26 protein-coding genes and 1 riboswitch are annotated in these 25,680 nt (G+C 61.0%); of the genes, 7 read left to right on the top strand and 19 right to left on the bottom strand.

Features of this window, described 5'->3' with window-relative positions; all coding sequences use genetic code 11:
* Positions 1–66: 66 nt before the first annotated feature.
* Both AACR93_RS00890 and AACR93_RS00885 read left to right on the top strand, forming a co-directional pair.
* Complete coding sequence (locus AACR93_RS00890) at positions 67–1,446, top strand: MATE family efflux transporter (protein WP_043849398.1); 1,380 nt, start codon at positions 67–69, stop codon at positions 1,444–1,446.
* 138 nt (positions 1,447–1,584) lie between these two features.
* Positions 1,585–1,833 carry a YciN family protein gene (locus tag AACR93_RS00885; protein WP_033115738.1) on the top strand — a complete coding sequence of 83 codons (249 nt, stop codon included), beginning with the start codon at positions 1,585–1,587 and terminating at the stop codon, positions 1,831–1,833.
* A gap of 33 nt (positions 1,834–1,866) precedes the next feature.
* On the opposite strand, the gene AACR93_RS00880 is transcribed toward AACR93_RS00885, so the two are convergent.
* The gene (locus AACR93_RS00880) at positions 1,867–2,988 is read right to left on the bottom strand and encodes a GGDEF domain-containing protein (RefSeq protein ID WP_043849397.1); all 1,122 of its coding nucleotides are present in this window, start codon (positions 2,986–2,988) and stop codon (positions 1,867–1,869) included.
* A gap of 247 nt (positions 2,989–3,235) precedes the next feature.
* Here AACR93_RS00880 and AACR93_RS00875 point away from each other — a divergent pair, with 247 nt between their 5' ends.
* Positions 3,236–4,633 (top strand): nucleobase:cation symporter-2 family protein, encoded by a 1,398-nt coding sequence (locus AACR93_RS00875; RefSeq protein WP_043849396.1) that lies wholly within the window; start codon positions 3,236–3,238, stop codon positions 4,631–4,633.
* Between the two features lie 78 nt (positions 4,634–4,711).
* Here AACR93_RS00875 and AACR93_RS00870 read toward each other — a convergent pair whose 3' ends face one another.
* Positions 4,712–6,088: an alanine/glycine:cation symporter family protein gene (locus tag AACR93_RS00870; protein WP_043849395.1), complete on the bottom strand. Its 1,377-nt coding sequence runs from the start codon at positions 6,086–6,088 to the stop codon at positions 4,712–4,714.
* Between the two features lie 106 nt (positions 6,089–6,194).
* A riboswitch (glycine riboswitch) is annotated at positions 6,195–6,305 on the bottom strand.
* A 507-nt stretch (positions 6,306–6,812) separates the two neighbouring features.
* Between AACR93_RS00870 and AACR93_RS00865 the strand changes: the two genes are divergently transcribed.
* On the top strand, positions 6,813–7,964 hold the full coding sequence (locus AACR93_RS00865) for a type III PLP-dependent enzyme (RefSeq protein WP_043849394.1): 1,152 nt from the start codon (positions 6,813–6,815) through the stop codon (positions 7,962–7,964).
* A gap of 70 nt (positions 7,965–8,034) precedes the next feature.
* Here AACR93_RS00865 and AACR93_RS00860 read toward each other — a convergent pair whose 3' ends face one another.
* Both AACR93_RS00860 and AACR93_RS00855 read right to left on the bottom strand, forming a co-directional pair.
* On the bottom strand, positions 8,035–9,003 hold the full coding sequence (locus tag AACR93_RS00860) for a calcium/sodium antiporter (RefSeq protein ID WP_043849393.1): 969 nt from the start codon (positions 9,001–9,003) through the stop codon (positions 8,035–8,037).
* A gap of 125 nt (positions 9,004–9,128) precedes the next feature.
* Positions 9,129–9,602: a peroxiredoxin gene (locus AACR93_RS00855; protein WP_043849392.1), complete on the bottom strand. Its 474-nt coding sequence runs from the start codon at positions 9,600–9,602 to the stop codon at positions 9,129–9,131.
* A gap of 142 nt (positions 9,603–9,744) precedes the next feature.
* Here AACR93_RS00855 and AACR93_RS00850 point away from each other — a divergent pair, with 142 nt between their 5' ends.
* Positions 9,745–10,671, top strand: a complete 927-nt coding sequence (locus AACR93_RS00850) for a phenylacetate--CoA ligase family protein (RefSeq protein ID WP_043849391.1) — start codon at positions 9,745–9,747, stop codon at positions 10,669–10,671.
* Between the two features lie 54 nt (positions 10,672–10,725).
* On the opposite strand, the gene yfcD is transcribed toward AACR93_RS00850, so the two are convergent.
* Positions 10,726–11,208: an NUDIX hydrolase YfcD gene (yfcD, locus tag AACR93_RS00845; RefSeq protein WP_043849390.1), complete on the bottom strand. Its 483-nt coding sequence runs from the start codon at positions 11,206–11,208 to the stop codon at positions 10,726–10,728.
* Positions 11,209–11,405: 197 nt separating this feature from the next.
* On the opposite strand from yfcD, the gene AACR93_RS00840 reads away from it, so the two are divergent.
* Positions 11,406–11,624 carry a DUF1107 family protein gene (locus tag AACR93_RS00840; RefSeq protein ID WP_033115747.1) on the top strand — a complete coding sequence of 73 codons (219 nt, stop codon included), beginning with the start codon at positions 11,406–11,408 and terminating at the stop codon, positions 11,622–11,624.
* A 53-nt stretch (positions 11,625–11,677) separates the two neighbouring features.
* On the opposite strand, the gene AACR93_RS00835 is transcribed toward AACR93_RS00840, so the two are convergent.
* From AACR93_RS00835 to AACR93_RS00780, 12 genes are all read right to left on the bottom strand, one after another.
* Positions 11,678–11,992: a DUF2845 domain-containing protein gene (locus tag AACR93_RS00835; RefSeq protein WP_041208180.1), complete on the bottom strand. Its 315-nt coding sequence runs from the start codon at positions 11,990–11,992 to the stop codon at positions 11,678–11,680.
* Positions 11,993–12,188: 196 nt separating this feature from the next.
* On the bottom strand, positions 12,189–12,800 hold the full coding sequence (locus tag AACR93_RS00830; RefSeq protein WP_033115749.1) for an FKBP-type peptidyl-prolyl cis-trans isomerase: 612 nt from the start codon (positions 12,798–12,800) through the stop codon (positions 12,189–12,191).
* A 204-nt stretch (positions 12,801–13,004) separates the two neighbouring features.
* On the bottom strand, positions 13,005–13,730 hold the full coding sequence (locus tag AACR93_RS00825; RefSeq protein WP_043849389.1) for a copper homeostasis protein CutC: 726 nt from the start codon (positions 13,728–13,730) through the stop codon (positions 13,005–13,007).
* A 41-nt stretch (positions 13,731–13,771) separates the two neighbouring features.
* Positions 13,772–14,674, bottom strand: a complete 903-nt coding sequence (locus AACR93_RS00820) for an ROK family protein (protein ID WP_043849388.1) — start codon at positions 14,672–14,674, stop codon at positions 13,772–13,774.
* Positions 14,675–14,777: 103 nt separating this feature from the next.
* Positions 14,778–15,284 carry a GNAT family N-acetyltransferase gene (locus AACR93_RS00815; RefSeq protein WP_043849387.1) on the bottom strand — a complete coding sequence of 169 codons (507 nt, stop codon included), beginning with the start codon at positions 15,282–15,284 and terminating at the stop codon, positions 14,778–14,780.
* On the bottom strand, positions 15,272–16,078 hold the full coding sequence (locus AACR93_RS00810) for a M48 family metallopeptidase (protein WP_042032971.1): 807 nt from the start codon (positions 16,076–16,078) through the stop codon (positions 15,272–15,274). The genes AACR93_RS00815 and AACR93_RS00810 overlap by 13 nt, the downstream gene beginning before the upstream one ends.
* Before the next feature lie 180 nt (positions 16,079–16,258).
* Positions 16,259–17,233 (bottom strand): PstS family phosphate ABC transporter substrate-binding protein, encoded by a 975-nt coding sequence (locus tag AACR93_RS00805; RefSeq protein ID WP_043849386.1) that lies wholly within the window; start codon positions 17,231–17,233, stop codon positions 16,259–16,261.
* A 177-nt stretch (positions 17,234–17,410) separates the two neighbouring features.
* Positions 17,411–18,706 carry a phosphate regulon sensor histidine kinase PhoR gene (gene phoR / locus AACR93_RS00800; RefSeq protein ID WP_033115755.1) on the bottom strand — a complete coding sequence of 432 codons (1,296 nt, stop codon included), beginning with the start codon at positions 18,704–18,706 and terminating at the stop codon, positions 17,411–17,413.
* 8 nt (positions 18,707–18,714) lie between these two features.
* The gene (phoB, locus tag AACR93_RS00795) at positions 18,715–19,404 is read right to left on the bottom strand and encodes a phosphate regulon transcriptional regulator PhoB (RefSeq protein WP_033115756.1); all 690 of its coding nucleotides are present in this window, start codon (positions 19,402–19,404) and stop codon (positions 18,715–18,717) included.
* 95 nt (positions 19,405–19,499) lie between these two features.
* Complete coding sequence (locus AACR93_RS00790) at positions 19,500–19,919, bottom strand: VOC family protein (protein WP_043849385.1); 420 nt, start codon at positions 19,917–19,919, stop codon at positions 19,500–19,502.
* A gap of 62 nt (positions 19,920–19,981) precedes the next feature.
* Positions 19,982–21,262, bottom strand: coding sequence for a GGDEF domain-containing protein (locus tag AACR93_RS00785; protein ID WP_043849384.1), 1,281 nt, complete (start codon positions 21,260–21,262; stop codon positions 19,982–19,984).
* A 132-nt stretch (positions 21,263–21,394) separates the two neighbouring features.
* Entirely contained in the window at positions 21,395–22,222 is an 828-nt protein-coding gene (locus tag AACR93_RS00780; protein WP_043849383.1) for an AraC family transcriptional regulator, read from the bottom strand.
* A 214-nt stretch (positions 22,223–22,436) separates the two neighbouring features.
* Between AACR93_RS00780 and AACR93_RS00775 the strand changes: the two genes are divergently transcribed.
* On the top strand, positions 22,437–23,336 hold the full coding sequence (locus AACR93_RS00775) for a DMT family transporter (RefSeq protein WP_043849382.1): 900 nt from the start codon (positions 22,437–22,439) through the stop codon (positions 23,334–23,336).
* An 81-nt stretch (positions 23,337–23,417) separates the two neighbouring features.
* Here the strand turns inward: AACR93_RS00775 and AACR93_RS00770 are convergent, their stop codons facing one another.
* Positions 23,418–24,110, bottom strand: a complete 693-nt coding sequence (locus tag AACR93_RS00770) for a response regulator (RefSeq protein ID WP_041208165.1) — start codon at positions 24,108–24,110, stop codon at positions 23,418–23,420.
* Positions 24,111–24,113: 3 nt separating this feature from the next.
* Entirely contained in the window at positions 24,114–25,679 is a 1,566-nt protein-coding gene (locus AACR93_RS00765; RefSeq protein WP_043849381.1) for an ATP-binding protein, read from the bottom strand.
* Position 25,680 lies beyond the last annotated feature (1 nt).

Raw genomic sequence — 25,680 nt, 5'->3', positions numbered from 1 at the left:
GCCGCTCGCCACTCCCCCTATCATACCCATGACAAACCTTGCTTTTCTCATACCCGGTTAACACTAATGAATTATTGGCAAGCGATTTTAAAACAAACCACCGATCGCGAGTTCATGACCCGATTGTGGCGGCTGGCCCTGCCGGTTTCGCTGCAATCCATGATGTTCTCCCTGCTTGGTCTCATCGACATCATGATGGTGAGCCAGCTTGGCACCACGGCTGTGGCGGCGGTCGGCTTGGGTAACCGGGTCTTCTTCTTCAATCTGCTGGTGACAGCGGGCCTCGCAGGCGGGGTCTCGGTGTTGGCAGCACAATATTACGGCCGCGGCGAGATGGCAGGGGTACGCCGGTCACTGGCGCTGGCACTGGTCGGCGCCCTGCTGGTGGCGCTGCCGTTTGCCCTCGTCTATGTGTTCGCACCAGGCGACGTGCTCGGATTTGCCAGCCAGGATCCCGAGCTGCGCGCGCTGGCCGACCAGTTTCTGATGATCACCGGCGCCACCATCCTCTGCACCGCCGTGGTGGTGCCGCTGGAGTCGGCGCTGCGCTCGGTCGGCAATGCCGCCGCCCCCACCCGGATCGGCATCATCGCCATCATTGCCAATGTCATCCTCAACTACGCCCTTATCTTCGGCCATTTCGGCTTCGAGGCGATGGGCGTCGCCGGCTCGGCCTGGGGCACCACTATTTCCCGACTGCTGCAAACGGTGCTGCTGCTCATCTATGTGCAGCGCAATGAGGCTCGCCTCGTGCCGCGCAAGGCTGACTGGCTGGCGGCATTTCGGCGCAAGGAGGTGGTGCGCTTTACCCTGATCGCCCTGCCGCTGCTGTTTCATGACGGCCTCTGGGCGTTCGGCATGCTGCTCTACGGCTTTCTCTACGCCCATCTTGGCACCGACTCGCTGGCCATCATGACGACCCTGGGCACGCTGGAGAGCATCCTCATCTCCCTCTTCTTCGGGCTGGCGGTGGCCTGCTCCACCCTGCTCGGCCACCGGCTTGGCGCCGAGGAGTACGAGGTCGCCTGGCAGCACTCCCAGCTCTTCCTGCTGCTCGCCCCCATAGGCGCCCTGCTGGTGGGGATCGCTGTCTGGCTGCTGCAGACCAACCTGCTGCAGTGGGTCGGTAACCTGCCTCCCGAGCTGATGGCCGAGGCGGGTCAGGTGCTCGCTATCATGTGCTTTGGCATGCTGCTCAAGGTGTTCAACATGGTGGGGATCATCGGGGTGCTGCGCTCGGGCGGCGATGTCAACTACACCATCTTCATCGATATCGTCGGCATGTGGTGTATCGGCTTGCCGCTCGCCTGGGTGGCGGTCTCTCTGCTCGGCTGGCCCCTCTCCTGGGTAGTAGCGGTGGTGCTACTGGAGGAGATCAGCAAGATGGTGCTGGTGCAGCGCCGCATTCGCCAGCGCCGCTGGTTGAAGAATCTGGTGATGGGCTAAAACGCGACAAAGCGGGGTCATATCAATGACAGAAAATCCCCGTTTGCAGTATGCTAGCCCCCTCTTCAATCAGAGGCAGGGCGCCGCCACATGCAATGGCTCAATGCCCCTGCCCAGTAGTCGTTTAAGGAGACGAGCATGCAACCACAGAAAGAGCTGATCACCGAGACTGCCCTGCTGGAGATGGCCAACAAGATCATCAAGGAACATGAGGATTTCATCCACGGCATGCGCGCCGACTCGGTGGAGCAGAAGGGGGATATTCTGGTGTTCAAGGGGGAGTTCTTCCTCGCCGAAGATGGCACCCCGACCGGCAAGACCATGGCAGTGTTCAACATGTTCAAGCTGCTGGCCCAGCAACTCTCCGGCAAGTACAAGCTGAGCTGATTTCGTCAGCACCTTGCCAACAAGATGCCGCCCTCAGGCGGCATCTGTTTTTCCACTGTTCTGCCCCTCGACCACCACGCAGTTGCGCCCCGCCATCTTGGCCTGATAGAGACACTCGTCGGCGCGGTTGATCAGAATATCGATGGTATCGTCGGCACGAGCCATGGCAATCCCGATACTCACCGTCACCTCCAGCAACTCGTCCGAGGTGGGACTCTTTACCAGCCGCGCCTCGACCGCAATACGCAGCCGCTCGGCCATTCTGGTCGCCTGTACCGAATCGGCGTTGTTGTGCATCAGGATGGCAAACTCCTCGCCGCCGTAGCGCCCCAGCACCATATCCGGTTCCAGCTGCTCGCCCAGCGTGGTGGCCACCTCCTTGAGCACCGCATCCCCAGCCAGATGACCGTAGATATCGTTGATCCGCTTGAAGCGATCGAGATCCAGCAGCATTACCGCAAAGGGCTTCTTCTTGGTCTGCAGTCGGACTCTCGCCTGTTCCAGCTGCTTCATCAGCAGGCGGCGGTTCATCATGCCGGTCAGCTCGTCGGTGGTGGACTCCCGATAGAGTCGCAGCAGCATATTGAGCTGACCACACTGCACCCAGCAGCTGGCCAGGGTAAACATGCCGAGCACCCAGATCTGGTTCAGGGTGGCCTGGCTCCAGAGGCTCTGCCCCACCAGCAGCCAGTACCCCAGCAGCATGGTCACCAGCACCACGCCAGCCAGCTGTAGCCCAAGAGAGAGCGGAATGGGAAAGATGGCAAACAGGGTGATGAGCAGATAGGGGAAGACGGCATAACCGGCCTGCAGCTCCTGCTCGCTGCCAAAACTGTGCAGACAGAAGAGGGAGAAGATCATCATCACCATCATCAGATAGCCGAGGGCCAGCTTCATCCGCTCGCGACGAAAGTGAATGAGGTAAGAGAGGGGGATCAGCGGAGAGAGTGCCAGAGTGCAGAAGATGCGGGCCTGAAACAGCTGCTCGAAATGGGGGGCAGGCAGGGTAATCCAGTCCACCACGGCCCAGGCTGGCAACCCGGCCATCAGCAGACAGGTGAGCAGGCGCAACCGCACCGTCATAAAACCCATACGGGTACGGGTAAAGTCTTCGGAGTGAACCCTCGCACTCCAGAACTCTGACAACTTAAGCATCCAGAGTCTCCACGATTAATTACCGAGGGCTCATTCTACACCTACAAAGTGGTAAAAATGTCATTAGCGAGGGGAATAAAAAGGAGAGGACGATCACACAAACCGACAGATGATAACGACACCGCGCAAACGTTTCAATACACAGAAAAATAAACCTTTTTTCTCTTCATTAACGCTGGTCATCCCCCTCTCGATCACTACAATAGCGCCCAATTTTTCCCCCTCCCCCCACACAGTCGAGGTACATATGGAACAGGCAGCAGTCACACGCGCCAATCGAGAGGCACATCCACCCAGGCGAGCCCATAGCGAACTGGTCTATGGCATAGAGGATGTCCCGCCTCTGCCCCAGACGCTGTTCGCCGCCCTGCAGCATATGCTCGCCATGTTTGTCGCCATCATCACCCCCCCTCTCATCATCGCCAATGCCCTCGGCCTCCCTGCCGCCGACACTCGCTATATCGTCTCCATGTCGCTGGTCATGTCCGGCATCGCCTCCTTCATCCAGACCCGCCGCTTCGGCCCCATCGGTTCCGGCCTGCTCTCGGTACAGGGCACCAGCTTCAACTTCCTCGGGCCCATCATCGCCTCCGGTCTCGCCCTCAAGCAGGCGGCCATGCCCACCGACGATCTGCTGGGCACCCTGTTCGGCACCATGCTGGCGGCCGCCCTCACCATCGTAGTGATGAGCCGCTTCCTCCATCTGGTGAAACGGATCATCACTCCGCTGGTGACCGGCATCGTCGTGCTGCTCATCGGCCTGACCCTGATCAAGGTGGGGCTCATCAGCATGGGTGGCGGCTACGGCGCGCTGGCGGACGGCAGCTTCGCCAGCCACACCAACCTCTTTCTCTCCCTGCTGGTGCTCGGTCTCATCGTGCTGCTGCAGCGCAGCCGCAACCCCTGGTTGCGCCTCTCCGCCATCATGATCGCCATGCTGGCGGGCTATGCCGTGGCGCTGCTACTGGGCAAAGTGAGCGCCCCCACCTTCGATGGCCCGCTGGTGATGGTGCCCATTCCGCTCCACTACGGCCTCGGCTTTGACTGGCAGCTGTTCGTACCGCTCGCCATCATCTTCGTGGTGACGGCGCTCGAAGCGATCGGCGACATGACCGCCACCTCGGACATCTCCGGCGAACCGCTGGAAGGGCCTGTCTATATGGAACGGATCAAGGGTGGCGTGCTGGCCGATGGCGCCAACTCCATGCTGGCGGCGCTCTTCTCCACCTTCCCCATGTCCACCTTCGCCCAAAACAATGGCGTTATTCAACTGACCGGCGTCGCCAGCCGTCATGTCGGCCTCTTTATCGCAGCCATGCTGGCCCTGCTCGGCCTGTTCCCAGCGGTGGCCAGTCTGGTACAGCAGATCCCCGAACCTGTGCTGGGCGGCGCCACCATCGTCATGTTCGGCACCATTGCCGCCGCGGGTGTGCGCATCATCTCCCGCGAGGAGCTGGACAGACGCGCCCTGATGATCCTGGCGGTGTCGCTGGCCATGGGCCTCGGGGTCGCGCAGGTGCCGGAAGTGCTGCAGCACCTGCCGGAGCTGGCCAGAAGCGTACTCTCATACGGCGTTGCCACCGGCGGCATCACCGCCATCGTGATGAACCTGCTGCTGCCCAAGCGCAGCAAACAGTCTCTCTGATCCCGCGACGAACAGAGCGCAATAAAAAAGCCACGACCTGGGTCGTGGCTTTTTTCGTTTGGATAGATTGTTGCGGGATCAGGCGGTCTGAGGTTCCGGCTCTGCTTCGCCATCCTGTTCGCGGCCAAAGTAGGCGCGGGTCTCGGCAATCACCACATGGCGCAGGCCAATCAGGCCGATGAGGTTGGGCACCGCCATCAGGCCGTTAACTATGTCGGCCAGCAGCCAAATCATATCCAGATGGAGGAAGGCACCACTCGCCACCAGCACCAGATAAATGAGGCGGTAAGGTTTGATCGCTTTCACCCCGAACAGGTACTCGGTGCAGCGCTCGCCGTAGTAGTTCCAGCCAAGGATGGTGGTAAAGGCGAAGAACAGCAGGCCGATGCTCACCAGATACTGGCCGACATGGGCATCAAGCCCCTGGGCAAAGGCCAGACTGGTCATGGCAGCACCGCTCACATCGCCACTCCACACCCCGGTCACCACCAGCGTCAGACCGGTCATGGTGCAGATGATGATGGTGTCGATGAAGGTGCCGGTCATGGAGACCAACCCCTGCTCCACACAGGAGTCGGTCTTGGCCGCCGCCGCCGCGATGGGCGCAGAGCCCAGTCCCGACTCGTTGGAGAAGACCCCCCGCGCCACCCCGGACTGAATGGCCAGCATGATACCGGCACCGACGAAGCCACCGGTCGCCGCATGGCCGGTGAAGGCACTCCCGATCACCAGCGCGATCGCCTCCGGCAAGGCACTGGCATTGTTCACCAGCACGCCCAGGCAAGCGACGATGTAGAAGATGGCCATGAAGGGGACCACCTTGCTCGACACGCTGGAGATGGACTGGATGCCCCCCAAAGTCACCAGCGCCACGATCAGGGTCAGCACCACGGCAGTCGCTTCACGGGGTACCGAGAAGGAGAGGCTCATGGCGTCACTGATGGCGTTCACCTGCGGGAAAGTGCCGATGCCGAAGAAGGCGACACCGATGCCAAACAGGGCAAACAGCTTGGCGAGCGGCCTGGAGCCGAGCCCCTTCTCCAGATAGTACATGGGGCCGCCAGCCATCTGGCCGTTGGCATCCTGCTCGCGATATTTGACCGCCAGCAGACACTCGGCGTACTTGGTCGCCATACCAAACAGCGCTGCCATCCACATCCAAAACAGGGCACCGGGGCCGCCGAGCTTGATGGCGGTGGCGACCCCGACGATGTTGCCGGTGCCGATCGTTGCCGAAAGCGCGGTACAGAGGGCGCCGAAGCTGGAGACATCCCCCTGCTTGCCCTGGCCCTGATCGCGGCCAAAGACCAGACGCAGAGCGAGCGGCAAGCGCACCACCTGAAGCAGACCCAGACGAAGAGTGAGGTAGATACCGGTCCCGACCAGCAGGATCAGCAGGGGTGGCCCCCAGATAAAGCTATCGATGGCGGTTAACGCCGATTGAATTGATGACATGCATCCTCCTTAAGAAACAAAAATTAAGGAGGAGAAGGATGATCTTCCCATAGGTGTCGCGATCCCCAGAGGCGATCGGATGCGGGCCAAGCCCAGGTACAACCATCCCATCCCCTCTGTCCTTTTGCCTGAGAGTTTCCGGCGCCAGATTGCGATGCAATCATGGTGCCTTGCTCCTTCGGCGCCCGATTAAACGGGTCTCTCCAGAGTATCGTCCAGTAGCAGTCCACACCGGTTGCCCGGTACCTGAAAGATTCACTTCTTCGGTGGATGGTTGCCCATCGCTCTCCTGCTACCTTCATCCGAACTAATTTGGATTAGGAAGCGGGCATGTTAATCCAAAAAATGTGAGCTGTCTCGCACTTGGAACCCCGCGGCAGCACTTTTTTGCCCTGCGCTCAAACCCTCGCCAACATGTTAAATGTTAGTTAACTATCAACAAGTTAAGCCCGAACGGCAGCGAAACGGTTCGATCAGGAAAGTGGCTGAATTGATAGCAATCCTCTCAATCGTTTCGGCCAGAAAAACTTGCCAACATATCCAATCAAATAGCTTGCACACAGAGTCAATAAGCAGATAATCCGACGCATAACCAAGCACTTTGCCATCAATTTATGCACTGTGTTCGGTTGGTCCCACCGGACCGCTCGCCTGACCCGGCCGTCGCCGGTTCAATCGCATATGGCTTGGGCATATCACGCCCCCTAAGGATGACCAAAAGAGAATGAACGAGACCCTGGTAGCACAAGATTACCGTCAGCTGGTTGAACAATTCGGCTCCCCCCTGCTGCTGCTCGACAAGGCAGCCGTCCGCAAACAGTATCGGGCCCTGGCCGCCGCCCTGCCCGATGTACGATTGCACTATGCACTCAAACCCCTGCCCCATGAGGCGGTGGTCTCTGTCTTGAAGGAAGAGGGGGCCTGTTTCGATCTGGCCACCAATGGCGAAGTGGATCTGATGCGCAGTCAGGGGGTTCGCCCGGGACGCTGCATTCATACCCATCCCATCAAGCGCGACAGCGATATCCGCTATGCGCTGGAGTTCGGCTGCACCGTGTTTGTCTACGACAACCCGCTGGAGCTGGAGAAGTTCATTCCCTACAAGGACGAAGTGAAACTGCTGCTGCGGGTCAGCTTCCCCAACCCCGAGACCAAGGTCGATCTCTCCAAGAAGTTCGGCTGCACCCCGGAGCAGGCGCTGCCACTGCTGCAACTGGCACACGCCAAGGGGATCAAGGTGATGGGGCTGTCGTTCCACGTCGGCTCGCAGGTGCCTCACGCCCGTCGCCATGTGCAGGCCATCGACGCCTGCCGCGAGATCATGGAGCAGGCTTGGGCGCTCGGGCTCAAGCCCTGGGTGCTGGATATCGGCGGCGGCTTCCCGGTCGATTATGAGGGTGGCGAGTTCGATATCGACGGCTTCTGCGCCCCGATCCGCGAGGCGCTGGCCAAGCTGCCCGCAACCGTACAGAAGATTGCCGAACCGGGCCGCTTTATCAGCGCACCGGCCATGACCTCGGTCGCCAGCGTGATGGGCAAGGCCCACCGCGGTGACAAGATCTGGTACTACCTGGATGACGGCCTCTATGGCAGCTACAACGGCCAGCTCTACGACCACGTCACTTATCCGGTGAGTACGCCCTATGCCAGCGGCGAGCTGCACAACTCGGTACTCTCCGGCCCCACCTGCGACAGCGTGGATGTGATCCGCGAGGGCATCATGCTGCCGGATCTCGAGCTTGGCGAACTGGTAGTGGGCAAGGTGATGGGCGCCTACACCTGGGCCTCCGCCTCAACTTTCAACTTCTTCCCCAAGGCGAGCATCCTCATTCTGGACAGCAGCCAGAAGGGCCAGAAACTGGTGGCTGTCGCTTAAACGCCGCCAACAGAATGCAAAGAGGGGAAGCCATGGCTTCCCCTCTTTCGTTGCATCTTGCCCGATATGGCTAGACGAACTGGCTGCCCAGCAACCAGCCAGTGTAGGCAACGAAGCAGGTGAGCAGCACGCCCCCCTCCAGCCGGTTGATGCGGCCCTGCCCCTTGCGGCCCAGACACATCACCAGCAGCAGCAGGGTCAGCCCCATCATGATGCTCCAGTCGCGGGAGAGCACTTCCGGCGCTACATCGAGCGGATGAATACCGGACGCAATCCCCACCACAGCCAGGGTGTTGAACAGGTTGGAGCCGAGCACGTTGCCAAGGGCCAGATCGTGCTCATTCTTGCGAATGGCGATGAGGGACGAGGCCAGCTCCGGCAGCGAAGTACCGATCGCGACGATGGTGAGACCAATCACCAGATCGCTGATGCCAAGCGTCTGAGCGATGGTCACCGCCCCCCACACCAGCAGGCGGGAGGCGCCGATCAGCAACACCAGCCCGACCACCAGCCAGAAGATGGCGCTTTTGAGGGACATCCCCTCACTCGCGATATCCTCTTCGGTCTCTACATCCAGCGCATCTCCCTTGCCATTCATGCCAGCCCAAATTGACCAGCCCATCAGGCCAACAAAGACGACACCCAGAATGGCGGCATCCATCCGGCCAAGATGGCCATCCAGCAGCAGGGCACCGGAGAGCAGGGTAATGCCGAGCAGGATCGGGATCTCTTTGCGCACCACCTGAGAGGCGACCGCGATAGGGCTGATAAGGGCCGTCAGACCCAGGATCAGCGCAATATTGGTGATGTTGGAGCCATAGGCGTTGCCAAGGGCCAACCCGGGATTACCCTGAGAGGCTGCCAGCGCCGACACCACCATCTCGGGGGCCGAAGTGCCGAAACCGATGATCACCATGCCGATCAGCAACGGCGGCATGCCGGCATAACGGGCGGTTGCCGCCGCCCCATCCACAAACTTGTCAGCACTCCAGACCAGCAGCGCCAGTCCGGCAATCAGGGCAACAAAAGCCAGGGTCATACAGTCTCTATCCCATCGCCAGTAAACAGGAGCGCCAGCAAAAGCTGCTGGCGCCATTGGAAAGTGGCGCCCAGTGTAACGGCGCCGCCTGTCAATTCAAGGGAAAATCAAACAACGATTAATCGCTACAGTCTGCTCAGTAGACTCGCCGCATCGGAGACCTCGAACTTGCCGGGCTCCTCCACAAACAGCTGCTCGACCACGCCATCGTTGGCGATCAACGCAAAGCGCTGGGCACGCACGCCGCCAAAGGCTCCGGTCTCTTTGGCCAGACCCAGCGCCCGGGTCCAGCTGCCATCGCCATCGGCCAGCATGGTGATGGCCCCGGCGTTCTGGGCATCCTGCCACGCCTTCATCACGAAGGCGTCGTTGACCGACAGACAGCAGAGGGTATCGACCCCCTTCTCCTTGAACTTGTCCGCCAGCACCACGTAACCCGGCAGATGGGCGTTGGAGCAGGTGGGGGTAAAGGCGCCGGGCACCGCAAACAGCACCACCCGCTTGCCGCCAAACAGGCTTTGGGTATCTCGCTGCTGCTTTCCCTCGGCGGTGATGAAGGTGAATTCGCCCGCAGGCAGGGTCTGACCAATCGCGATCATCGTGCTCGTCCTTTAGTTGAGGGGGGATCTGTGGATGAAAAGAGCCCCAGTCTACCTCACACCTGCCATGTGACACAGGCCCCTCTCTGCCGGGCCCATTTGAACTAACCTTGAGCAGGATCTGCCGACTCAGGAGGCCTTCATGCATAACCATTACGACGGGCTGGAAATTCGTCCTCCCGCCCTGCGCGCACAACAGCAGCTGGACCAGCTTAATCATCAACTCGCCCATGTCAGCCAGTATTGTTCTGGCTACTCCAGCGCCTATCGCCACTGCCGTCTCGACGATCTGGAGCAGCTCGCCTCCCTGCCGCTGCTCGACAGCACGGATCTCTTTGCCGCCCAGCAAGCCTATCCCCCCTTTGCCGGACTCACCGGTCGACCAGCCAGTCAGGCGTTGCGGGTTTTCTCCTGCCCCGGGCAGCTGGCCATTCCCGAATATGCCGGGGCCGACTGGTGGGGGGCTGCACGGCCGCTCTTTGCCGCCGGCTTCAAGGCGGGAGAGGTACTGCTCAACTGCCACGACTATCACGCCGGCCCCACCGCCTTCATCTTTGACAACGGGGCTCGCCAGCTTGGCTGCCCCGTGGTGCCCTGCGGCCCCGACGACACCCAGCGCCAGCTCGAAGCACTGCGGCGCTATCAACCCACCGGGTTCGTCGGCCCGCTGGTCACCCTGCTCGATCTGCTGGAGGCCGCCGAGCTGGCCGAGACCCCCACCGAGTGTCTGCGCCACGCCCTGCTATGCGAGGTGACCCACCCCGAGACAGCACCGCTCGAGGCTATCCACGGCATTGCCGCCTTCAACTGTCTGGTGTGGCAGGATGTCGGGGTAGTTGCCTACGAGAGTCGTCCCGGTCAGGGCTTTATCGTCAACGAGAGCTGCATCGTCGAGATCATCGACCCGGCCAGCGGCAAGCCGGTGACGGGGGAAGATCCGGGACAACTGGTGGTGACCAGGCTCGATCTGGAGTATCCGCTGCTGCGCCTTGCCACCGACTGGCAGGGCTACTGGCTGGCCAGACCCAGCCGCTGCGGGCGCACCAACCGCCTGCTCAAGCTTGTCTAGCCACACAACAAAAACGGGCAGCCCAAAGGCTGCCCGTTTTTTGTGGCGGCGCTCTTAACGCCGCGCCTGCCAGGTGGCGATGGCCAGCAGGGAGTCGGGGGTAAACTCGGCGGCGCAGGCAGCTATCTCGGCCAGGCTCATCCACTGCACCTCGCTCACCTCTTCAGCCTGCAACTGCAACGGCCCCTGATAACGGCAGCTGAAGAGACCGCCCCAGACCCGATACCCCTCCCCTTCGGCATAGAAGTCACCGAATGTCTCAAGCGGCACATTACGTATCCCCAGCTCCTCGGCCAGTTCACGCCGCGCCGAGGGTTCCATCTCCTCCCCGGTGGTGACCACTCCGCCGGCGCAAGCATCCAGCATACCGGGGCAGAAATCCTTGCTGAGGGTGCGCCGCTGCACCAGGATGCGATTCGCCTCGTCGAGCACCAGAATGTAGCTGGCCCGATGGCAGAGATTCTCGCGCCTCACTCTGGCACGCTCGGCCACGCCAATCACCCGGTTATCCGCATCCACTACATCAACCCATTCCACGCGCAGACCCTTTTGCTCATCCAGTCAAAGTGCTCGCAGTATATCGGGGCCGGGCCGCTGTACCGCACAACTTTTTCATGACCGCATTGCCGCGCATGACCGTGACCGGGTTAATTGAACGCGTACAAAACCGTCATCAGCATGTCATATACGAGTCCCATTATCTCCCCCGTCCGGTTCAATCAGGGTTTGTTGTGATGAAGGTGTTCAAGCAGTTATCCCCGCGCCAGATTGCTCGCTACATCAAGAGCTTTCACCGAGGTTACTTTGCCATCGAGGCATTGGGGACATTTGAATTCAACGCCGGCAGGATCAGCCTTCACGGCCTGACCTGTCGCCAGCGACTGAGGCTGGCCCGCCAGATCAATCTGGCGGTCAGACAACTTGGTCACCGCGACCCCTTGCCGGACATGTGAGTCAAGGGACTTGCCCTTCTGTCTGTTGTGCATCCATGCCTTTCGCCCGCCGGCTACTCGCCGCGCGGGCCATTTTCGATGTCGATTACCTTGCCGTTGCGCACGGTGACAAAGCGCATGAACTCATTCTTGCCGAAGTTGTAGGTCCAGCGTTCGCCATATTTGACCTCGACCACGTTGCCGTACTGATTCTCCTCGTTACGGGTAATATCTTCCCGCAACATCGGCTCGCCGCACTTGAGCAGCATCTCGGCGGTGCTGTCCCCTTCGGTAATGAGCGCATTCTTGCAGCGCATGGCGTCGGCACTGGCCGGAATGCTGAGCAGCAACAGGGCAGTCAGCACGGCGTTGTTCATGTATCTGTTCATCCGGGGTTCCTCGATTTGATCTGACGGTTTGCAGTATGCCTGCTGCCAGAGTGAAAAAATCAATCAAGAGTCGAAAAAGATGGCGGCTATCGTCCCCGATTTCATCTGGTCGCGACAACCGGTGTCTATTGAGGGGCCCCAAAAAACAGACGGCGACCCGAGGGTCGCCGTCTGCATCAAGATCAAGCCAGCCGGATTACAGGATATCCAGCAGCTCTACTTCGAATACCAGCGCGGAGTAGGGCGGGATGGAACCGGCACCACGGGCACCGTAGGCCAGATCGTGTGGGATGTAGAGCTTCCACTTGGAGCCAACCGGCATCAGTTGCAGCGCTTCAACCCAGCCAGCGATAACGCCGGTCACCGGGAACTCGGCCGGCTGACCGCGCGCAACGGAGCTGTCGAATACGCCACCGTGGGTAAAAGTACCGTGGTAGTGCACGCGTACGGACTGACCCGCTACCGGCACGGCGCCATTGCCCTCTACCAGCACTTCGTACTGCAGGCCGGAATCGGTCACAGTCACTTCGTCGCGCTTGGCGTTGTCGGCCAGGAAAGCTTCGCCAGCAGCGGCAGCGGCTTTGGCAACCGCTTCCTGCTCTTCCTGCATGCGAGCGGTGATGACCTGGAAGGCATCGTTGATATCGTCACGGCTGACCGCGAACTCCAGACCATTCAGGGCATCTGCCAGACCTTGCTGCAGAGCCGGGATATCCAGACCGGCGAAGGCTTGCTGCGCCAGCTGATCACCCATGTTGCGGCCGATGCCATAACTGGCTTTCTGTTCGATAGAGTCGTATTGGGACATTGAGATGTGCTCCGGGTCCAGATGATAAAAGAGACGGGATGATATCAGACTTTTTCGCGAGGTGCTGCCGACCTCGCACCTGATTTCCCCGAGCGTGGGAGAGAGTTCACACAAGCAAAAAGAGGGGCGCCAGCAAGTGGCGCCCCTCTTTTGTCCGAAAGGTTATCGTCCAGCAGTACACGAACTACCGCCACGCGGCCCGTATCAGGCCTTGTCCAGCAGAGCCCGCACCGCAGCTACCTTGGCGCCATCTGTGATATTGACCCTGCCATCATCCGAGGTGCCCATATTGACGCCATGGGGCACCATGCCGCCGCGCCAGCCCATGCCGGACATATGCACTTCGATCACCCCGGTAAACTCGATGATGGTACGCACGTTATCGGCATTGACCCCCGCCCCCGGCATCAGGCTGGCTCGCCCCGCCAGCGCCTGTTGCATCGCCTGCAGATTTTCCAGCCCGGCCAGCGCGGTCGGTGCATGGCCGGAGCTGAGAATGCGCTCGCAGCCGGCAGCGACAATGATCTCCAGATCGAGCCGCCAGTCAGAAGAGAGATCGATGGCGCGATGGAAGGTGACCCCCAACGGGCCGGCGGCATCCACCAGCTGTTGAAGTTTGGCGGCGGGGACCCGCCCCTCTTCATCCAGCAGACCAACCACGACCCCTTGCAGACCGGCAGAGCGGGCCGCCGCGATATCTTGCAGCATCATCTCGAACTCACCGTCATTGAAACAAAAATCTCCGGCGCGCGGCCGGATCATGGCATAGACAGGGACGGTGGCGTGACGAGCGGCCAACTGCATAAAACCATAGGAGGGGGTCAGCCCCCCAAGCCCCAGCGCAGAGCAGAGCTCGATACGATCGGCGCCAGCCTCCTGGGCGGTGAAGAGGGATTCCAGATTGTCGATGCAGATTTCAAGTGAGGTCATGAGGACTCCTTTTATCGGGGAGATCAGACCTGCATCTGATCTCATAGATTGAGCAAGGCTGCGCCCCGCACCCCACCGGCACCGCCAAAACGGGCTTCGCGGATTTCGGGCACTGCCACCCCGGGCAGCAGATGGCCGGGCAGGCGCAGCGGCAACTGTTCGTAAAGGGCAGGCAGGCCGCTCAGGCCGCCCCCCAGCACCACCACCTCGGGATCCATCACCGAAATGGCGGTAGCAAGTCCGGCCGCCAGGATCTCCAGCCAGCAGTCGATGGTGGCAACGGCATGGGGCTCATGAGCCTCGAAGCGCGCCACAATCTGATGGCCGGTGGCCCGGTGGCCGTGAAAATGGTAGTAGAGACGCTCAAGGCCTGTACCGGAGCCATAGGTTTCAAAACAGACCAGACGGCCACAGCCGCAGCGGGGACGAGGCAAGTCGGGATACTTCATCAGGATGGTGGCCGGCAGCGGATAGTGGCCGATTTCGCCAGCCAGCCAGTTACGCCCCTGGATCAGGGTGCCGGCCAGATAGATGGCACCGCCGATGCCGGTGCCAATGGTCATGCCAAGCGCACTGCCGGCCCCATCGGCTGCCCCTTTGTGCACTTCCGACCAGAGGAAGCAGTTGGCATCGTTATCCACCTTGACCTGCCGCGCCAGCAGCTCGGCCAGATCAGCCCCCAGATGGCGACCATTGATGGATGGGAGGTTAGCCGCCACTATGCTCTGGTCGTGACGGTTGAGAATGCCGGGAAAACCGATACCGACCGCCCCTTTGACGCCAAAGCGGGTATCGGCCTGCTCGACCCGGGAGAGAACCAGCTGCAACAGCCCCTGATAGTCATCTCCAGGCGTACTCATGCGCTCTTCATGGCAAAGGTTCAGGGCGCCGTCGTAGACAGCGAACGCAATCTTGGTTCCACCGATATCAAAGCCGTAATACATGCCGCACTCCCTGTCAGCGAGTTCTCATCCCATCTGTTTCGGGTGACATTGTATTAATTCGCAAAAAAAATAAAGTGACCGGGGGCGAAAAACGGGAGAGAGATCAGAGCAAACGGGACATTTCCCGCTGCAGACAGGGGTGGCCAAGGCTCATCAGGGTGCGCTCCTGACCATCAAACATGAAACCGCGGCGCAGGTAGAAGCCCTCGCCGATGTGATTGCCATCGAGCAGCCACAATTTGACGCAACTGCAACCGGCGCGGCGCATCTGCATCGCCACCGCCTGCCACAACCGCTTGCCATAGCCCTGCCGCCAGTGATCGGGGTGAAGATAGAAGGCGCGGATCCAGGCGATGGTCTCATCACCCTCCTGCACCGGTTGCCAGTAGAGCAACCCGATAACGACGTCGTCGAGACAGAGCAGCATGGGCCTTGGCCCAGCGTCAGCCAGCCGCTGCTGCCAGATCTGCAGATGGGAGGTCACCGCCAGCTGCTCCAGCAGATCCGGGCCCAGTACCTGACCATAGGCAGCGAGCCAGCTGGCTCGCTGCATCACCGTCATGGCGGCAGCATCCTCGGGCCGCGCCATGCGCAGGCTTATGCCTTGCATTGGGGCACCAGACCCGACGCGCGAGCCTGTTGATAGAGCGGCTCGACTTCAGCCTGCTGCGCCTGCAACTCGGCAATCCGGCTCTCGTTGCTCGGGTGGGTGGAGAGCAGCTGGGGCGGATTGTTGCCACCGGAGGCTGCGCTCATGTTTTGCCACAGCGGAATCGCTTCAGCCGGGTTGAAACCGGCACGCGCCATCAGCTCCAGCCCCAGCCGGTCCGCTTCGCTCTCCTGGGTGCGGCCATAGGGGAGCATCACCCCCACCTGCATGCCAAGGCCAAGCGCCGCCATGGTGGCGCCACGGTACTCGCTGCTGCCGAGGGCAACATCGGCGGCCGCCATACCAATACCGGCCAGCTGGCTGCGGGAGAGGCGCTCGTTGGAGTGCTGGGCCAGCACGTGAGTCAGCTCGTGACCGATAACGGTTGCCAGCTGATCCTGATTCTTGGCTACCTTGAGCAGGCCGCTGTAGACCCCGATCTTGCCGCCGGGCAGCGCAAAGGCGTTGACCTGCTTGGAGTCAAACACCACAACTTCCCAGTTGGTGATGCCGTAGCTGGCGGGCACCTGGGCTGCGACCGCCTTGGCGACGCAGGAGACATAGGCGTTCATTTTGGCATCCGTGCTCACCTTCTCCTGCTGCTTCATCTGGGCAAACGAGTCGGCACCCAGCTGGTTCATCTGCTGGGGAGAGTAGAGCAGCATCTGGCTGCGGCCGGTCGGCGACTGGGCACAAGCGACCAGCAGGGAACTGCAGAGGGCTACCAGGCCAAACTTGGAGAGAGACGCAATCATGAAGGGGTCCTTTGCCATAACGTTGCCCTATTCTCGGAAATGCCGCCCTGCTACGCAAGGGAGCTAGCCCCCGGCTGGCGGAAAAATATCCATCCTGCGCTATTAACAAAACTGACAGCCGCCAAAAACAAAACGAGCCCGCTTGGGGCTCGTTTTATCAGGCATGCTGACTGCAGGCAGTTACATAATACCCAGCTTTTTCAGGTCAGCCTGTACAACCTTGGCCGGTACCGGTACGTAGCCATCTTTGGCAACGATATTCTGGCCCGCCTTGGAGAGCATCATCTTGACGAACTCCTGCTCCATCGGGGAGAGCGGCTTGTTCGGATGCTTGTTCACGTAAACGTAGAGGAAGCGGGAGAGCGGATACTTGCCGGTGATGGCGTTGTCAGCATTCGCTTCGATAAAGGTCTTGCCATCCTTGGAGAGCGGAACCGCACGCACGCCGGAGGTGACGTAGCCGATGCCGGAGTAACCGATGCCGTTCAGGGAGGCGGAGACGGACTGTACCACGGAGGCAGAACCCGGCTGCTCGTTCACACCGCTCTTGAAGTCGCCGTTACACAGGGCGTGCTCCTTGAAGTAACCGTAAGTACCGGATACGGAGTTGCGACCGAACAGTTGCAGATCCTTGCCGGACCAGTTACCGGTCAGCCCCAGATCAGACCACTTGGTGGCCGCCTTGGCTTCACCGCACTTGAGGGTGCTGGAGAAGATGGCGTCGATCTGCGGCATGGTCAGCCCCTTGATGGGGTTGTCCTTGTTGACGAATACAGCCAGGGCATCGACTGCAACGCGGATGGCAGTCGGCTTGTAGCCGTAGCGCTTCTCGAATGCTTCCTCTTCACCGGCCTTCATGGCGCGGCTCATCGGGCCAAACTGGGCAACACCCTCGGTCAGGGCGGTCGGCGCGGTAGAGGAGCCGGCGGCCTGGATCTGCACGTTGACGTTGGGATACATGCGCTTAAATTCTTCAGCCCACAGGGTCATCATGTTGGCCAGGGTATCCGAGCCGACAGAGGACAGGTTGCCCGAGATGCCGCTGGTCGGGGTGTATTCCGGCAGGTTTTTATCGACACCATAGGCCAGGGTGCTGGCAGAAAAGAGGGTTGCTGCGGTGAATCCGATTACACCAGCCAGTTTGTTGAGTTTCATCCAATCTCTCCAAAGTTACAGAAGGTCCGTTCTTAAAACGGCGCCAGTATCTGACCTGGCAGTGACAAATTTATGGATTTAATGTGACACTTTAATGACATGGCGGCGCTTTTGTCCAAATGGCAAAGGGCTGCCAACGCAGCCCTTCCCGTATATCTAACACCTTGTCATAAAAGACTATTTTATCACCACCATCCGGCCGGGGATAAGAAAGCTGAAGCGGCTGCCAAAGCCGACCCGGCTCTCGATATCGAGCTGGCAGTCGTGATGACTCAAGGCATGCTTGACGATGGCAAGGCCGAGGCCGGAGCCACCGGTGTGGCGCGAGCGCGCCTTGTCCACCCGATAAAAACGCTCGGTGAGCCGTGCCAGATGCTCGGGCGGGATCCCCTCCCCCTCATCCTGCACCGCAAACAGCGCCATTGCCCCCTGCTTGCGCCACTCCACCGTCACCTTGCGCCCTGGCGGTGTGTAGTGAATGGCGTTGTAGACCAGATTGGAAACGGCACTGCGCAGTTGCTCCTGATCGCCGCGCACCAGAAGATTGGGCTGCACCACGAACTCGATCTGATGGGCCCGCTCGCCCGAGAGCGCCCGCGCCTCCTGCTCCAGCAGCCCCAGCATGGCGGGCATGTCCACCAGATGGGAGAGATCAACGCTCGGAGCCGCCTCGATGCGTGACAGGGTGAGCAGCTGATTGACCAGATTGTCCATCCGGATGGTCTGCTCCATCATCACCCGGTGCGCCTTGGCCCACATGGCGGGCGGCGGCGGCTCCTCGGTCATCTCCAGATAGCCCTTGAGCACCGTGAGTGGCGTGCGCAGCTCGTGGGAGACGTTGGAGACGAAGTGTTTGCGGGTCTTCTCCAGACTGCGCAAGCGGGTGACATCGCGCACCACCAGCATCGCCTGATCGGAGGCGTAGGGCATTATGCGAAACTCGAGAAACTTCTCCTCGTTGACCGGGGAGTGCATCTCCAATGGCTCGTCAAAAGCCTGTTTCGCCAGATAGGCGGTAAAGGCCGGATTGCGGATCAGGTTGCCGATATGCTGACCGGCATCTTCCGGCCAGCGAAAACCGAGCAGCTGCTCCGCCAGCCGGTTGCACCAGAGGATGCTGCCATCATCGCGCAATACTACGGCCGCGTCAGGCAATGCCTCGGCCCCTTCCCGAAAGCGGCGGATCAGGCCCGCCAGCTCGCGGCGACGGGCGCGGTGGCGCTGCTGCAACTTGTAGATACCGTTGAAGATGTGCTCCCAACTACCTTTGCCGTTGGGAGGAACCAGGCTGCGATCGTGCCACAGCCAGTCCGACAGCCGCTTCTGGAAGCGATAGTGCCAGCCAAGATGGAGCAACGCAGCGACCAGCAGAGTGAGCGAAAGGTGATCAATCAGCCAGCCAACCAATGCGAAGGGCGCGTAAAAAAATGCCATTCGCCACAACTGTCGCCGCCAGGCGTAGGGTTGCAACATAACAGCCTCTAGAGACGGGTTGAGAAGCGGTATCCGGCTCCACGCACCGTCTGAATCAATCTATCGTGCCCTGTCTCTTCGATCGCCTTGCGCAGGCGGCGAATATGGACATCCACGGTTCTGTCCTCGACGTACACATTGGTACCCCAGACATTGTTGAGCAACTGCTCGCGGCTGTAGACCCGCTCCGGGTGGGTCATGAAGAAGTGGAGCAGCTTGAATTCGGTTGGCCCCATGTCGAGGGCCCTCTCTTCGGCGCTGACCCGGTGCGAAACAGGATCCAGCTTGAGCCCCTGCACCTCGATCACCTCGTCCACCGAGGTGGGAGAGACGCGGCGCATCACCGCATGGAGGCGGGCAGTCAGCTCCTTGGGAGAGAACGGCTTGGTGATGTAGTCATCGGCCCCCGCTTCGAGGCCGCGGACCTTGTCCTCCTCCTCGCCGCGGGCGGTCAGCATGACCACCGGGATCTGGCGGGTCACTTCATCCTGCTTGAGCTGCTTGATGAACTGGATGCCGCTGCCACCGGGCATCATCCAGTCGAGCACGATGAGTTCCGGGTAGGGTTCGCGCACCTTCGCCAGTCCATCGGCAAAATCTTCCGCTTCAATCGTCTCATATCCCTTCTGTTCCAGCACGAAACAGAGCATTTCGCGGATCGGTGCTTCGTCCTCGACCACCAGAATTCGCTTAGCCATTCCCTTCTCTCTCCTCTGTGAAGATGGGTGCGCCAATTATTAGAATTTTCTGTGACACTTTTATGACTTTGTGACAGACGGGATGATAAACGTTTTCAAATGCCACTGGCAGATATCCGTTGCAGCAGATCCCAACGGTTGCCACTGATATCTTCAAATACCACTACGGTGCCGTAAGGCTCGTCACGGGGCTGTTCACAAAAATGGACACCATACTGCTGCATCCGCCGGTAATCCCGCCAGAAGTCATCGGTCTCGAGAAACAGAAATACCCGCCCGCCGCCCTGCTTGCCGATGGCGGCACGCTGCTCTTCGCTGGCGGCACGTGCCAACAGCAGCGCGGAACCCGTGCTGCCCGCCGGAGCGACCCGCACCCAGCGCTTGCCCGGTTTGCCCGGCTCGTCGAGCCGGGTATCTTCCAGCAGCGCAAACCCCAGTCCCTCGGTGAAAAAGGCGATGGCCTCGTCGTAATCGGCCACCAGCAGGGTCAAGGCCCCGATGGTTTGTCCTGTCATAGGGTTCTGCCCGTTTTATAAGAAGTTGTCCAATGGTGGTCTACACGGCGTACTGCCCGCTCTCACTGCGCTTCCACCCGATTGCGGCCACGCTTCTTGGCCTGATAGAGCGCCTCATCGGCCCGCTTGAGCACCCGCTCCGGGCTATCTCCCGCCCGTTCGGCCACCCCGAACGAGGCGGTCACCTGCAGGGAGGCGGGCCAGTGGGGATACTCTTCCAACCGGGAACGCAGCCGCTCGGCCAATGCACAGGCCCGCAGCAGGTCGTAATGGAGGCAGAGCAGCACAAACTCCTCGCCCCCCCAGCGCACCAGATGGCAGAGCGCATCGCTGTTTAGCTGGATCTCGCTGACCAGATGCTTGAGCACTTCGTCCCCCACCGGATGGCCGTGGGTGTCGTTGATCTGCTTGAAGTGATCCACGTCGACATAGATGAAGGCAAACGGCAGATCGCCGATATCGGCCAGCAACCGCTCCCCACCCAGACGGTTGAGGGCACCGGTGAGCGGATCGTAACAGGCCAGCTCGCGGGAGCGGCGGCTCTCTTCACTCAGGCTACGGTTGAGCGCCTCCACCTCCTCTTTGGCACGATTGGCGTGGCGCAGCCGCTGCTTCATATGCAGGTGATTGACCATAAAGGTGGCGCAGCCATAGAGAAACCAGACCAGCAGGATCAGGCGGTAGAAGAGGGTGGCATCCAGCCAGTCACCATGAAACTGCAGCTCTTCAATCACCACGCCGTGCTCGCCCGCCGACATGTCGGACCCCGCCGCAATCTCGATGGCGTAGACCCGGCTCAAATCAGGCCCCTGCAATTGCAAGGGCACCTTGTAGCGCTTGATCCACCAGGTGGCCGGGGTAAACACGTCGAGCGGCACCTCATGGCTTCTGCCGTAGTCGGCTGGGCGGAAGATGATCTCGTTGAACTTGGGCGACATGGGATCGCCAGGGATATTGAATGCCCGGTTGTAGTTGCGCAGATAGAAGCGCCAATCCTGCTGACCATTGCCGGTCACGCTCAGGCGCACATGGAGCGTCTTGAAACGCCCGAGGTTGAGCCCCTGCTCGGGGGCAGAAAGCGTCAGACTCAAACCGCAGCCGGGATAGGTATTGTGCTCGCCGGAACGGATACAGCTCACGCCGGGCTCCCCTTCCAGCGAGGGGGCATAGCGGGCCGATGCTTCGCTCGCACCGGGAGCCCGCGTCACCTCGACGGTGTGGGGCCAGTTTTTGATATCCAGTACCCGCTCGGGTCCGAATTCGAACAGCAGAATGGAACAACCTGTCAATGCCAGCAGATACCAGAAAACGGACTCGGCAAAACGGGAACCGGAAGCGAGCATGCTTACCCCATGGCATCAGGATGGATACACAAACCTCAGGATCAAGCCGGGCAACATAGCCCGCGCCTCATCGTGGAATCTCGAAACAAGCCACTATGATACCCTCGATAACGACAATAAACATGTAGCTTATCAAGATGTTCGCGACTCTTTGCCCGGCACTCCCGCCAGCGAACTGCCTCGCGATTGCTGCCGATAGCGCTGGGGCGAGCAGCCCAACTCCCGGTTGAACATGGCAATGAACGCGGAGGTGGAGCCATAACCGAGCCGCCAACTGATCTCCTGAATGGGCAACTCCCCCTTGAGCCAGGCCAGCGCCTTGATAAGCCGCAGCCGCGCCCGCCACTGGCCGAAGTTCATCCCGAGCTCGCGCAGACAACGGCGCGCCAGGGTGCGCTCTGTGGTGTGCAGCTGCTGCGCCCACTGGGCCAGGGTGCGGGGATCGGCCGGATCGTTGTGCAGCACCGCCAGCATGGGGGCCAGCAGTTTGTCCTGACTCATCGGCAGGTAGCTCTCCTGACAGCGGGTGCGGGTCAGCTTGGCCACCAGCAGTTCGGCCTGACGCTGATCCCACTCATCCACCATATGGCCCACCTTGCGCTCGCAAAAATCGGCGAGCAGGGCGCGGATGAGCGGCGTCATCAGCAGCAGGCGCGGCTCGGCCGGCAAGCGGGTGGCCAGCTCGTGACTGACATAGATGGAGGTGTAGTCGAGGGCCTGCTCGTTATAGGCCGCGTGCTCCAGATCCGCCGGCACCCAGATCAGGTAGTCGGCAGGCACCTGCAAGCGCTGGTTGGTCAGACCCATCTCCATCACCCCCAGACTGATCATGCTGAGCTGCCCCCAGGGGTGGGAGTGCATCGCCATGACGTTCTCCGCCTGCAACTGCTGGTAGCGAAAGTAGAGGGGATTGGGCGCTGGCAGCTCGCTGTCTGCCGGATGGTAGTGCCGGGTGGTCATGGTCTCTTCACTCTCCTCTCGATGCCTGTCTCTATAGCCGCCTGATGTTCAATCTCGGCCCGTATCAGGCCGGCGCCATACCCTAACCGGTGGCATTAGCCTTGCAACAGATAACGGGGAGTTGTCTTTTCTGCGGGATAGTTTGTCAGTTTTACGTTACTTGACAACATACAGACAAGGTTAAACTTGTCGCATCTACTCCAAGGAGCCTTTGATGCGACTCTTCTCCCCCCTCCTGTTTCCGCTGATGGCGGTACTGATCTGGGCCACCAATACCGTGGTCTCCAAAGCGGCGGCCAGCGTGCTCGACCCCGCGGCCATCTCCTTCTATCGCTGGGTGATCGCCGCCCTGGCGCTGACCCCTTTCTGTCTACCCACCCTCTGGCGGCGACGCAGTGAGGTTCACCCCTGGCTCGGCAAGCTGCTGGTGCTGGCGGCGCTCGGTATGGTGCTCTACCAGTGTCTGGCCTACTACGCCGCTCACAGCACCTCCGCCACCAACATGGGGGTGATCGGCTCCCTCATTCCACTGCTCACCCTGCTGCAAGGGGCGCTCTTCTTCGGCCAGCGTCCCGGCAAACAGGCGCTGCTCGGCATGAGCCTCTCCCTGTTCGGGGTGCTCTGGCTGCTTGGCAAGGGCGAGCCGCTGGCTCTGCTGCACAACGGCATCAACCCGGGGGATGGCATGATGCTGCTCGGCTCCGCCAGCTATGCCCTCTACGGCCTGCTGATCCGCCGCTGGCAACCCCCCTTCGGCCCCTGGCTCAACCTCTACATGCAGATCCTGCTGGCCGTACTGCTGCTGGTGCCGCTCGCTCTCAGTGCCGACTCGATGGCGGTGCCGGCCGAAGGGTGGGGACTGGTGCTCTTCGCCGGGCTCGCCTCTTCCCTGCTGGCGGCCTACTGCTGGATGCGCGGCCTCGCCTGCATGGGCGCCGAGCGCACATCGGTCTTTATGAACCTGATGCCACTCTGTACGGCGCTTATCGCTGTCGTCGGTCTGGGCGAGCCGATCCACGGCTACCACCTGCTGGGGGGTGGCCTCATTCTGGGGGGCGTGATGATCTCCCAGCTGAAAAAGCGTGTCCCACTGCCGGAGCGCCACACTGCCTGACAGGCAACACGCCAAAAACAACAAGGGAGCCGCGGGCTCCCTTGTTCATTTCTATCGTGTTTGAGCGACGGTGAACCGACTTCACCCCGCCCGGCGCCAGCGGTAGCGCCGCTCCGGCCGCCCTCGCTGACCGTAGTTGAGATCCACATCCACCCGATCTTCCGACTCCAGATACTCCAGATAACGGCGCGCCGTGGTGCGACTCAGCGACAACCGCTGCGCCACCGTATCGGTCGAGAAGACGCTCTCGGGCTCCGCAGCAAGCAGATCGAGCACCTGACGCAGGGTAATGCTGTCGATCCCCTTGGGAGTAGTACGTACCTCCTTGGGTTGGGCACGTCCCTTGCCGAGCAGGCGATCGAGATCCTCCTGCTCCAGCCGTCCCGGCTCGGAGAGCTTCTGATGAAGTTGCAGGATTTCGTCGAGACTCTGCTGGATGCGAAACAGCCGCAGCGGCTTGATGATGTAGTCATGCACCCCGAGATTGAGCGCCTGCTGGATGGTCTCCACATCGCGCGAGGCGGTCACCATGATCACATAAGCCTCGCGGTTGTGGCTGCGCAGGCGGCTCACCCACTCAAGGCCGGAGCCGTCAGGCAGGGAGATATCCACCAGCAGCAACTGCGGCACCACGCCAGCCATCATGGCATCGGCCTGGGCCAGCGTACCGGCCCGCCCCAGCAGGGAGAAACCGGAGGTGGAGGCCACCAGCTCGGACAAGATGGCACCAATCCGATCGTCATCTTCAATAACAAGGGTGAGTATTGGATCCATGGCTCACATTAATTTGTTTTTATTCAGGTAGATGCCAAACAGGGTGGTCTGCTCGACAGTTCGGCGCCATTCTATCACACCCTCGTAGCGCCCCACGGTTTCCTTGACCAGGAAGAGTCCTACGCCATGATCACCGCTCTGGCGGCTCACCCCGTAATCGAACAGGTGATCGGCCAGATCCTCGTCCACCCCCTCGCCGCTATCTTCCACTTCGATCACCAAGCGGCGCCCCACATCGCAGAGCGAAAGCAACACCCGCGGCGGACACTGCTGACGATTGCGCCAGGCCGCCTGCAGACCATTATCCAGCAGGTTGCCGATGAGGGTGATGAGATCGGCCGAGACGGCGGCCGGATACTCGCCGAGCGCAGAATCGGGATCGAGCTCAAGCGTGACCCCCAGTTCGCGGGCCCGGCTGAACTTGCCGAGGATAAGGCCGGCCACCGGCTTGTTGTCGATAAGTTCCAGCAGCTCCTGCAGCAGGGTCTGGCACGCCTCGTTCTCCTGCTGGATAAGCTCGACCGCCTGATCCACATGGCCCAGTTGCAGCAGGCCGGAGAGACTGCTCAGCTTGTTGGCAAACTCGTGGCTCTGCATCCGCAGCATCTCGGCGTACTGGCGCAGGTGGGTGACCTGTACCCCCAGACTGGTCGCCACTTCGGGACGGCTGAAGATCAGGAGATGCCCGGGCTCCTTGCCATGTACCACCTGCCAGCGACCGACGAACGATTCGCCCTGAATGGTGAAGGCAACCTCGCCCTCCTGCTCGAGTACGGGCGCGAGCGGTGGCACCAGCTCGGCCAGTGCCTGCCCCTGCAGGGCGTGACGACCGGTGGCAGGCAGCCGCAGCTGACAGATGGCGGTGCTGTTGATCATGGCGATGTGGCCGCGGCCATCCAGCGCGATCACCCCTTCGGCAATCTGCTCAAGCACCAGATCCTGCAGGGTGAAGCGGCGGACGATCGCCTCCGGCTCCAGATCAAGCAGGGTCTTGCGCAGCAGATATTGCACCCAGAGCGCCAGCAGCAGGCCACAACCAAAGACGGCGCCGATAGCGCTGATGAGCAGGGCAATCCGCTCCATGTAGATGCCCTCCACCTGCTGCATCAGGTAGCCCACCACCACGGCCCCCATGGCGCGCCCGTCAGCCCCCACCACCGGAGAGAAGCAGCGGATCGCCGGCCCCATGGTTCCCATGTCGCGTGAGCAGTAGCTGCGCCGCTCGTGGATCGCTGGCCAGAGATCCTCACCGCGAAACTGCCCCCCCACCAGAGCGGAGTTGGGATGGCTGAGGCGACGGCCATGCTCGTCGGTCACCACCATATAGGCGGCATCGGTGCGGCGGCACACCTCCTCCATGTAATCGCGCAGCGCAGGCTCGCTCCCCTGATGCAGCGCCGCCACCACCCGGCTGTCAGCCGCCATGATACGGGCCAGATCGCCCCCCTTCTCCTCCAGATTGCTCTCCAGCAGGTGGCGGATAAAGAGCGCGAGCAGGCTGCCCAGAATGATGATGAGCAGCAGGGAGAGCCCAAGGGAGAGGGTAACCAGCTGGTGGCGAAGTTTCATG

The sequence above is a fragment of the Aeromonas sp. L_1B5_3 genome (assembly GCF_963866575.1).
Lineage (GTDB): Bacteria > Pseudomonadota > Gammaproteobacteria > Enterobacterales > Aeromonadaceae > Aeromonas > Aeromonas jandaei.
The sequence above is the reverse complement of the archived record's forward strand: the minus strand, read 5'-3'. Positions and strand labels throughout refer to the sequence as shown.

Excerpts from the sequence above, each read along its gene's own strand:
- AACR93_RS00890 (WP_043849398.1), top strand. The coding sequence starts at position 67 with ATGAATTATTGGCAAGCGATTTTAAAACAAACCACCGATCGCGAGTTC.
- AACR93_RS00885 (WP_033115738.1), top strand. The coding sequence starts at position 1,585 with ATGCAACCACAGAAAGAGCTGATCACCGAGACTGCCCTGCTGGAGATG.
- AACR93_RS00880 (WP_043849397.1), bottom strand. The coding sequence starts at position 2,988 with ATGCTTAAGTTGTCAGAGTTCTGGAGTGCGAGGGTTCACTCCGAAGAC.
- AACR93_RS00875 (WP_043849396.1), top strand. The coding sequence starts at position 3,236 with ATGGAACAGGCAGCAGTCACACGCGCCAATCGAGAGGCACATCCACCC.
- AACR93_RS00870 (WP_043849395.1), bottom strand. The coding sequence starts at position 6,088 with ATGTCATCAATTCAATCGGCGTTAACCGCCATCGATAGCTTTATCTGG.
- AACR93_RS00865 (WP_043849394.1), top strand. The coding sequence starts at position 6,813 with ATGAACGAGACCCTGGTAGCACAAGATTACCGTCAGCTGGTTGAACAA.
- AACR93_RS00860 (WP_043849393.1), bottom strand. The coding sequence starts at position 9,003 with ATGACCCTGGCTTTTGTTGCCCTGATTGCCGGACTGGCGCTGCTGGTC.
- AACR93_RS00855 (WP_043849392.1), bottom strand. The coding sequence starts at position 9,602 with ATGATCGCGATTGGTCAGACCCTGCCTGCGGGCGAATTCACCTTCATC.
- AACR93_RS00850 (WP_043849391.1), top strand. The coding sequence starts at position 9,745 with ATGCATAACCATTACGACGGGCTGGAAATTCGTCCTCCCGCCCTGCGC.
- AACR93_RS00840 (WP_033115747.1), top strand. The coding sequence starts at position 11,406 with ATGAAGGTGTTCAAGCAGTTATCCCCGCGCCAGATTGCTCGCTACATC.
- AACR93_RS00835 (WP_041208180.1), bottom strand. The coding sequence starts at position 11,992 with ATGAACAGATACATGAACAACGCCGTGCTGACTGCCCTGTTGCTGCTC.
- AACR93_RS00830 (WP_033115749.1), bottom strand. The coding sequence starts at position 12,800 with ATGTCCCAATACGACTCTATCGAACAGAAAGCCAGTTATGGCATCGGC.
- AACR93_RS00825 (WP_043849389.1), bottom strand. The coding sequence starts at position 13,730 with ATGACCTCACTTGAAATCTGCATCGACAATCTGGAATCCCTCTTCACC.
- AACR93_RS00820 (WP_043849388.1), bottom strand. The coding sequence starts at position 14,674 with ATGTATTACGGCTTTGATATCGGTGGAACCAAGATTGCGTTCGCTGTC.
- AACR93_RS00815 (WP_043849387.1), bottom strand. The coding sequence starts at position 15,284 with ATGCAAGGCATAAGCCTGCGCATGGCGCGGCCCGAGGATGCTGCCGCC.
- AACR93_RS00810 (WP_042032971.1), bottom strand. The coding sequence starts at position 16,078 with ATGATTGCGTCTCTCTCCAAGTTTGGCCTGGTAGCCCTCTGCAGTTCC.
- AACR93_RS00805 (WP_043849386.1), bottom strand. The coding sequence starts at position 17,233 with ATGAAACTCAACAAACTGGCTGGTGTAATCGGATTCACCGCAGCAACC.
- phoR (WP_033115755.1), bottom strand. The coding sequence starts at position 18,706 with ATGTTGCAACCCTACGCCTGGCGGCGACAGTTGTGGCGAATGGCATTT.
- phoB (WP_033115756.1), bottom strand. The coding sequence starts at position 19,404 with ATGGCTAAGCGAATTCTGGTGGTCGAGGACGAAGCACCGATCCGCGAA.
- AACR93_RS00790 (WP_043849385.1), bottom strand. The coding sequence starts at position 19,919 with ATGACAGGACAAACCATCGGGGCCTTGACCCTGCTGGTGGCCGATTAC.
- AACR93_RS00785 (WP_043849384.1), bottom strand. The coding sequence starts at position 21,262 with ATGCTCGCTTCCGGTTCCCGTTTTGCCGAGTCCGTTTTCTGGTATCTG.
- AACR93_RS00780 (WP_043849383.1), bottom strand. The coding sequence starts at position 22,222 with ATGACCACCCGGCACTACCATCCGGCAGACAGCGAGCTGCCAGCGCCC.
- AACR93_RS00775 (WP_043849382.1), top strand. The coding sequence starts at position 22,437 with ATGCGACTCTTCTCCCCCCTCCTGTTTCCGCTGATGGCGGTACTGATC.
- AACR93_RS00770 (WP_041208165.1), bottom strand. The coding sequence starts at position 24,110 with ATGGATCCAATACTCACCCTTGTTATTGAAGATGACGATCGGATTGGT.
- AACR93_RS00765 (WP_043849381.1), bottom strand. The coding sequence starts at position 25,679 with ATGAAACTTCGCCACCAGCTGGTTACCCTCTCCCTTGGGCTCTCCCTG.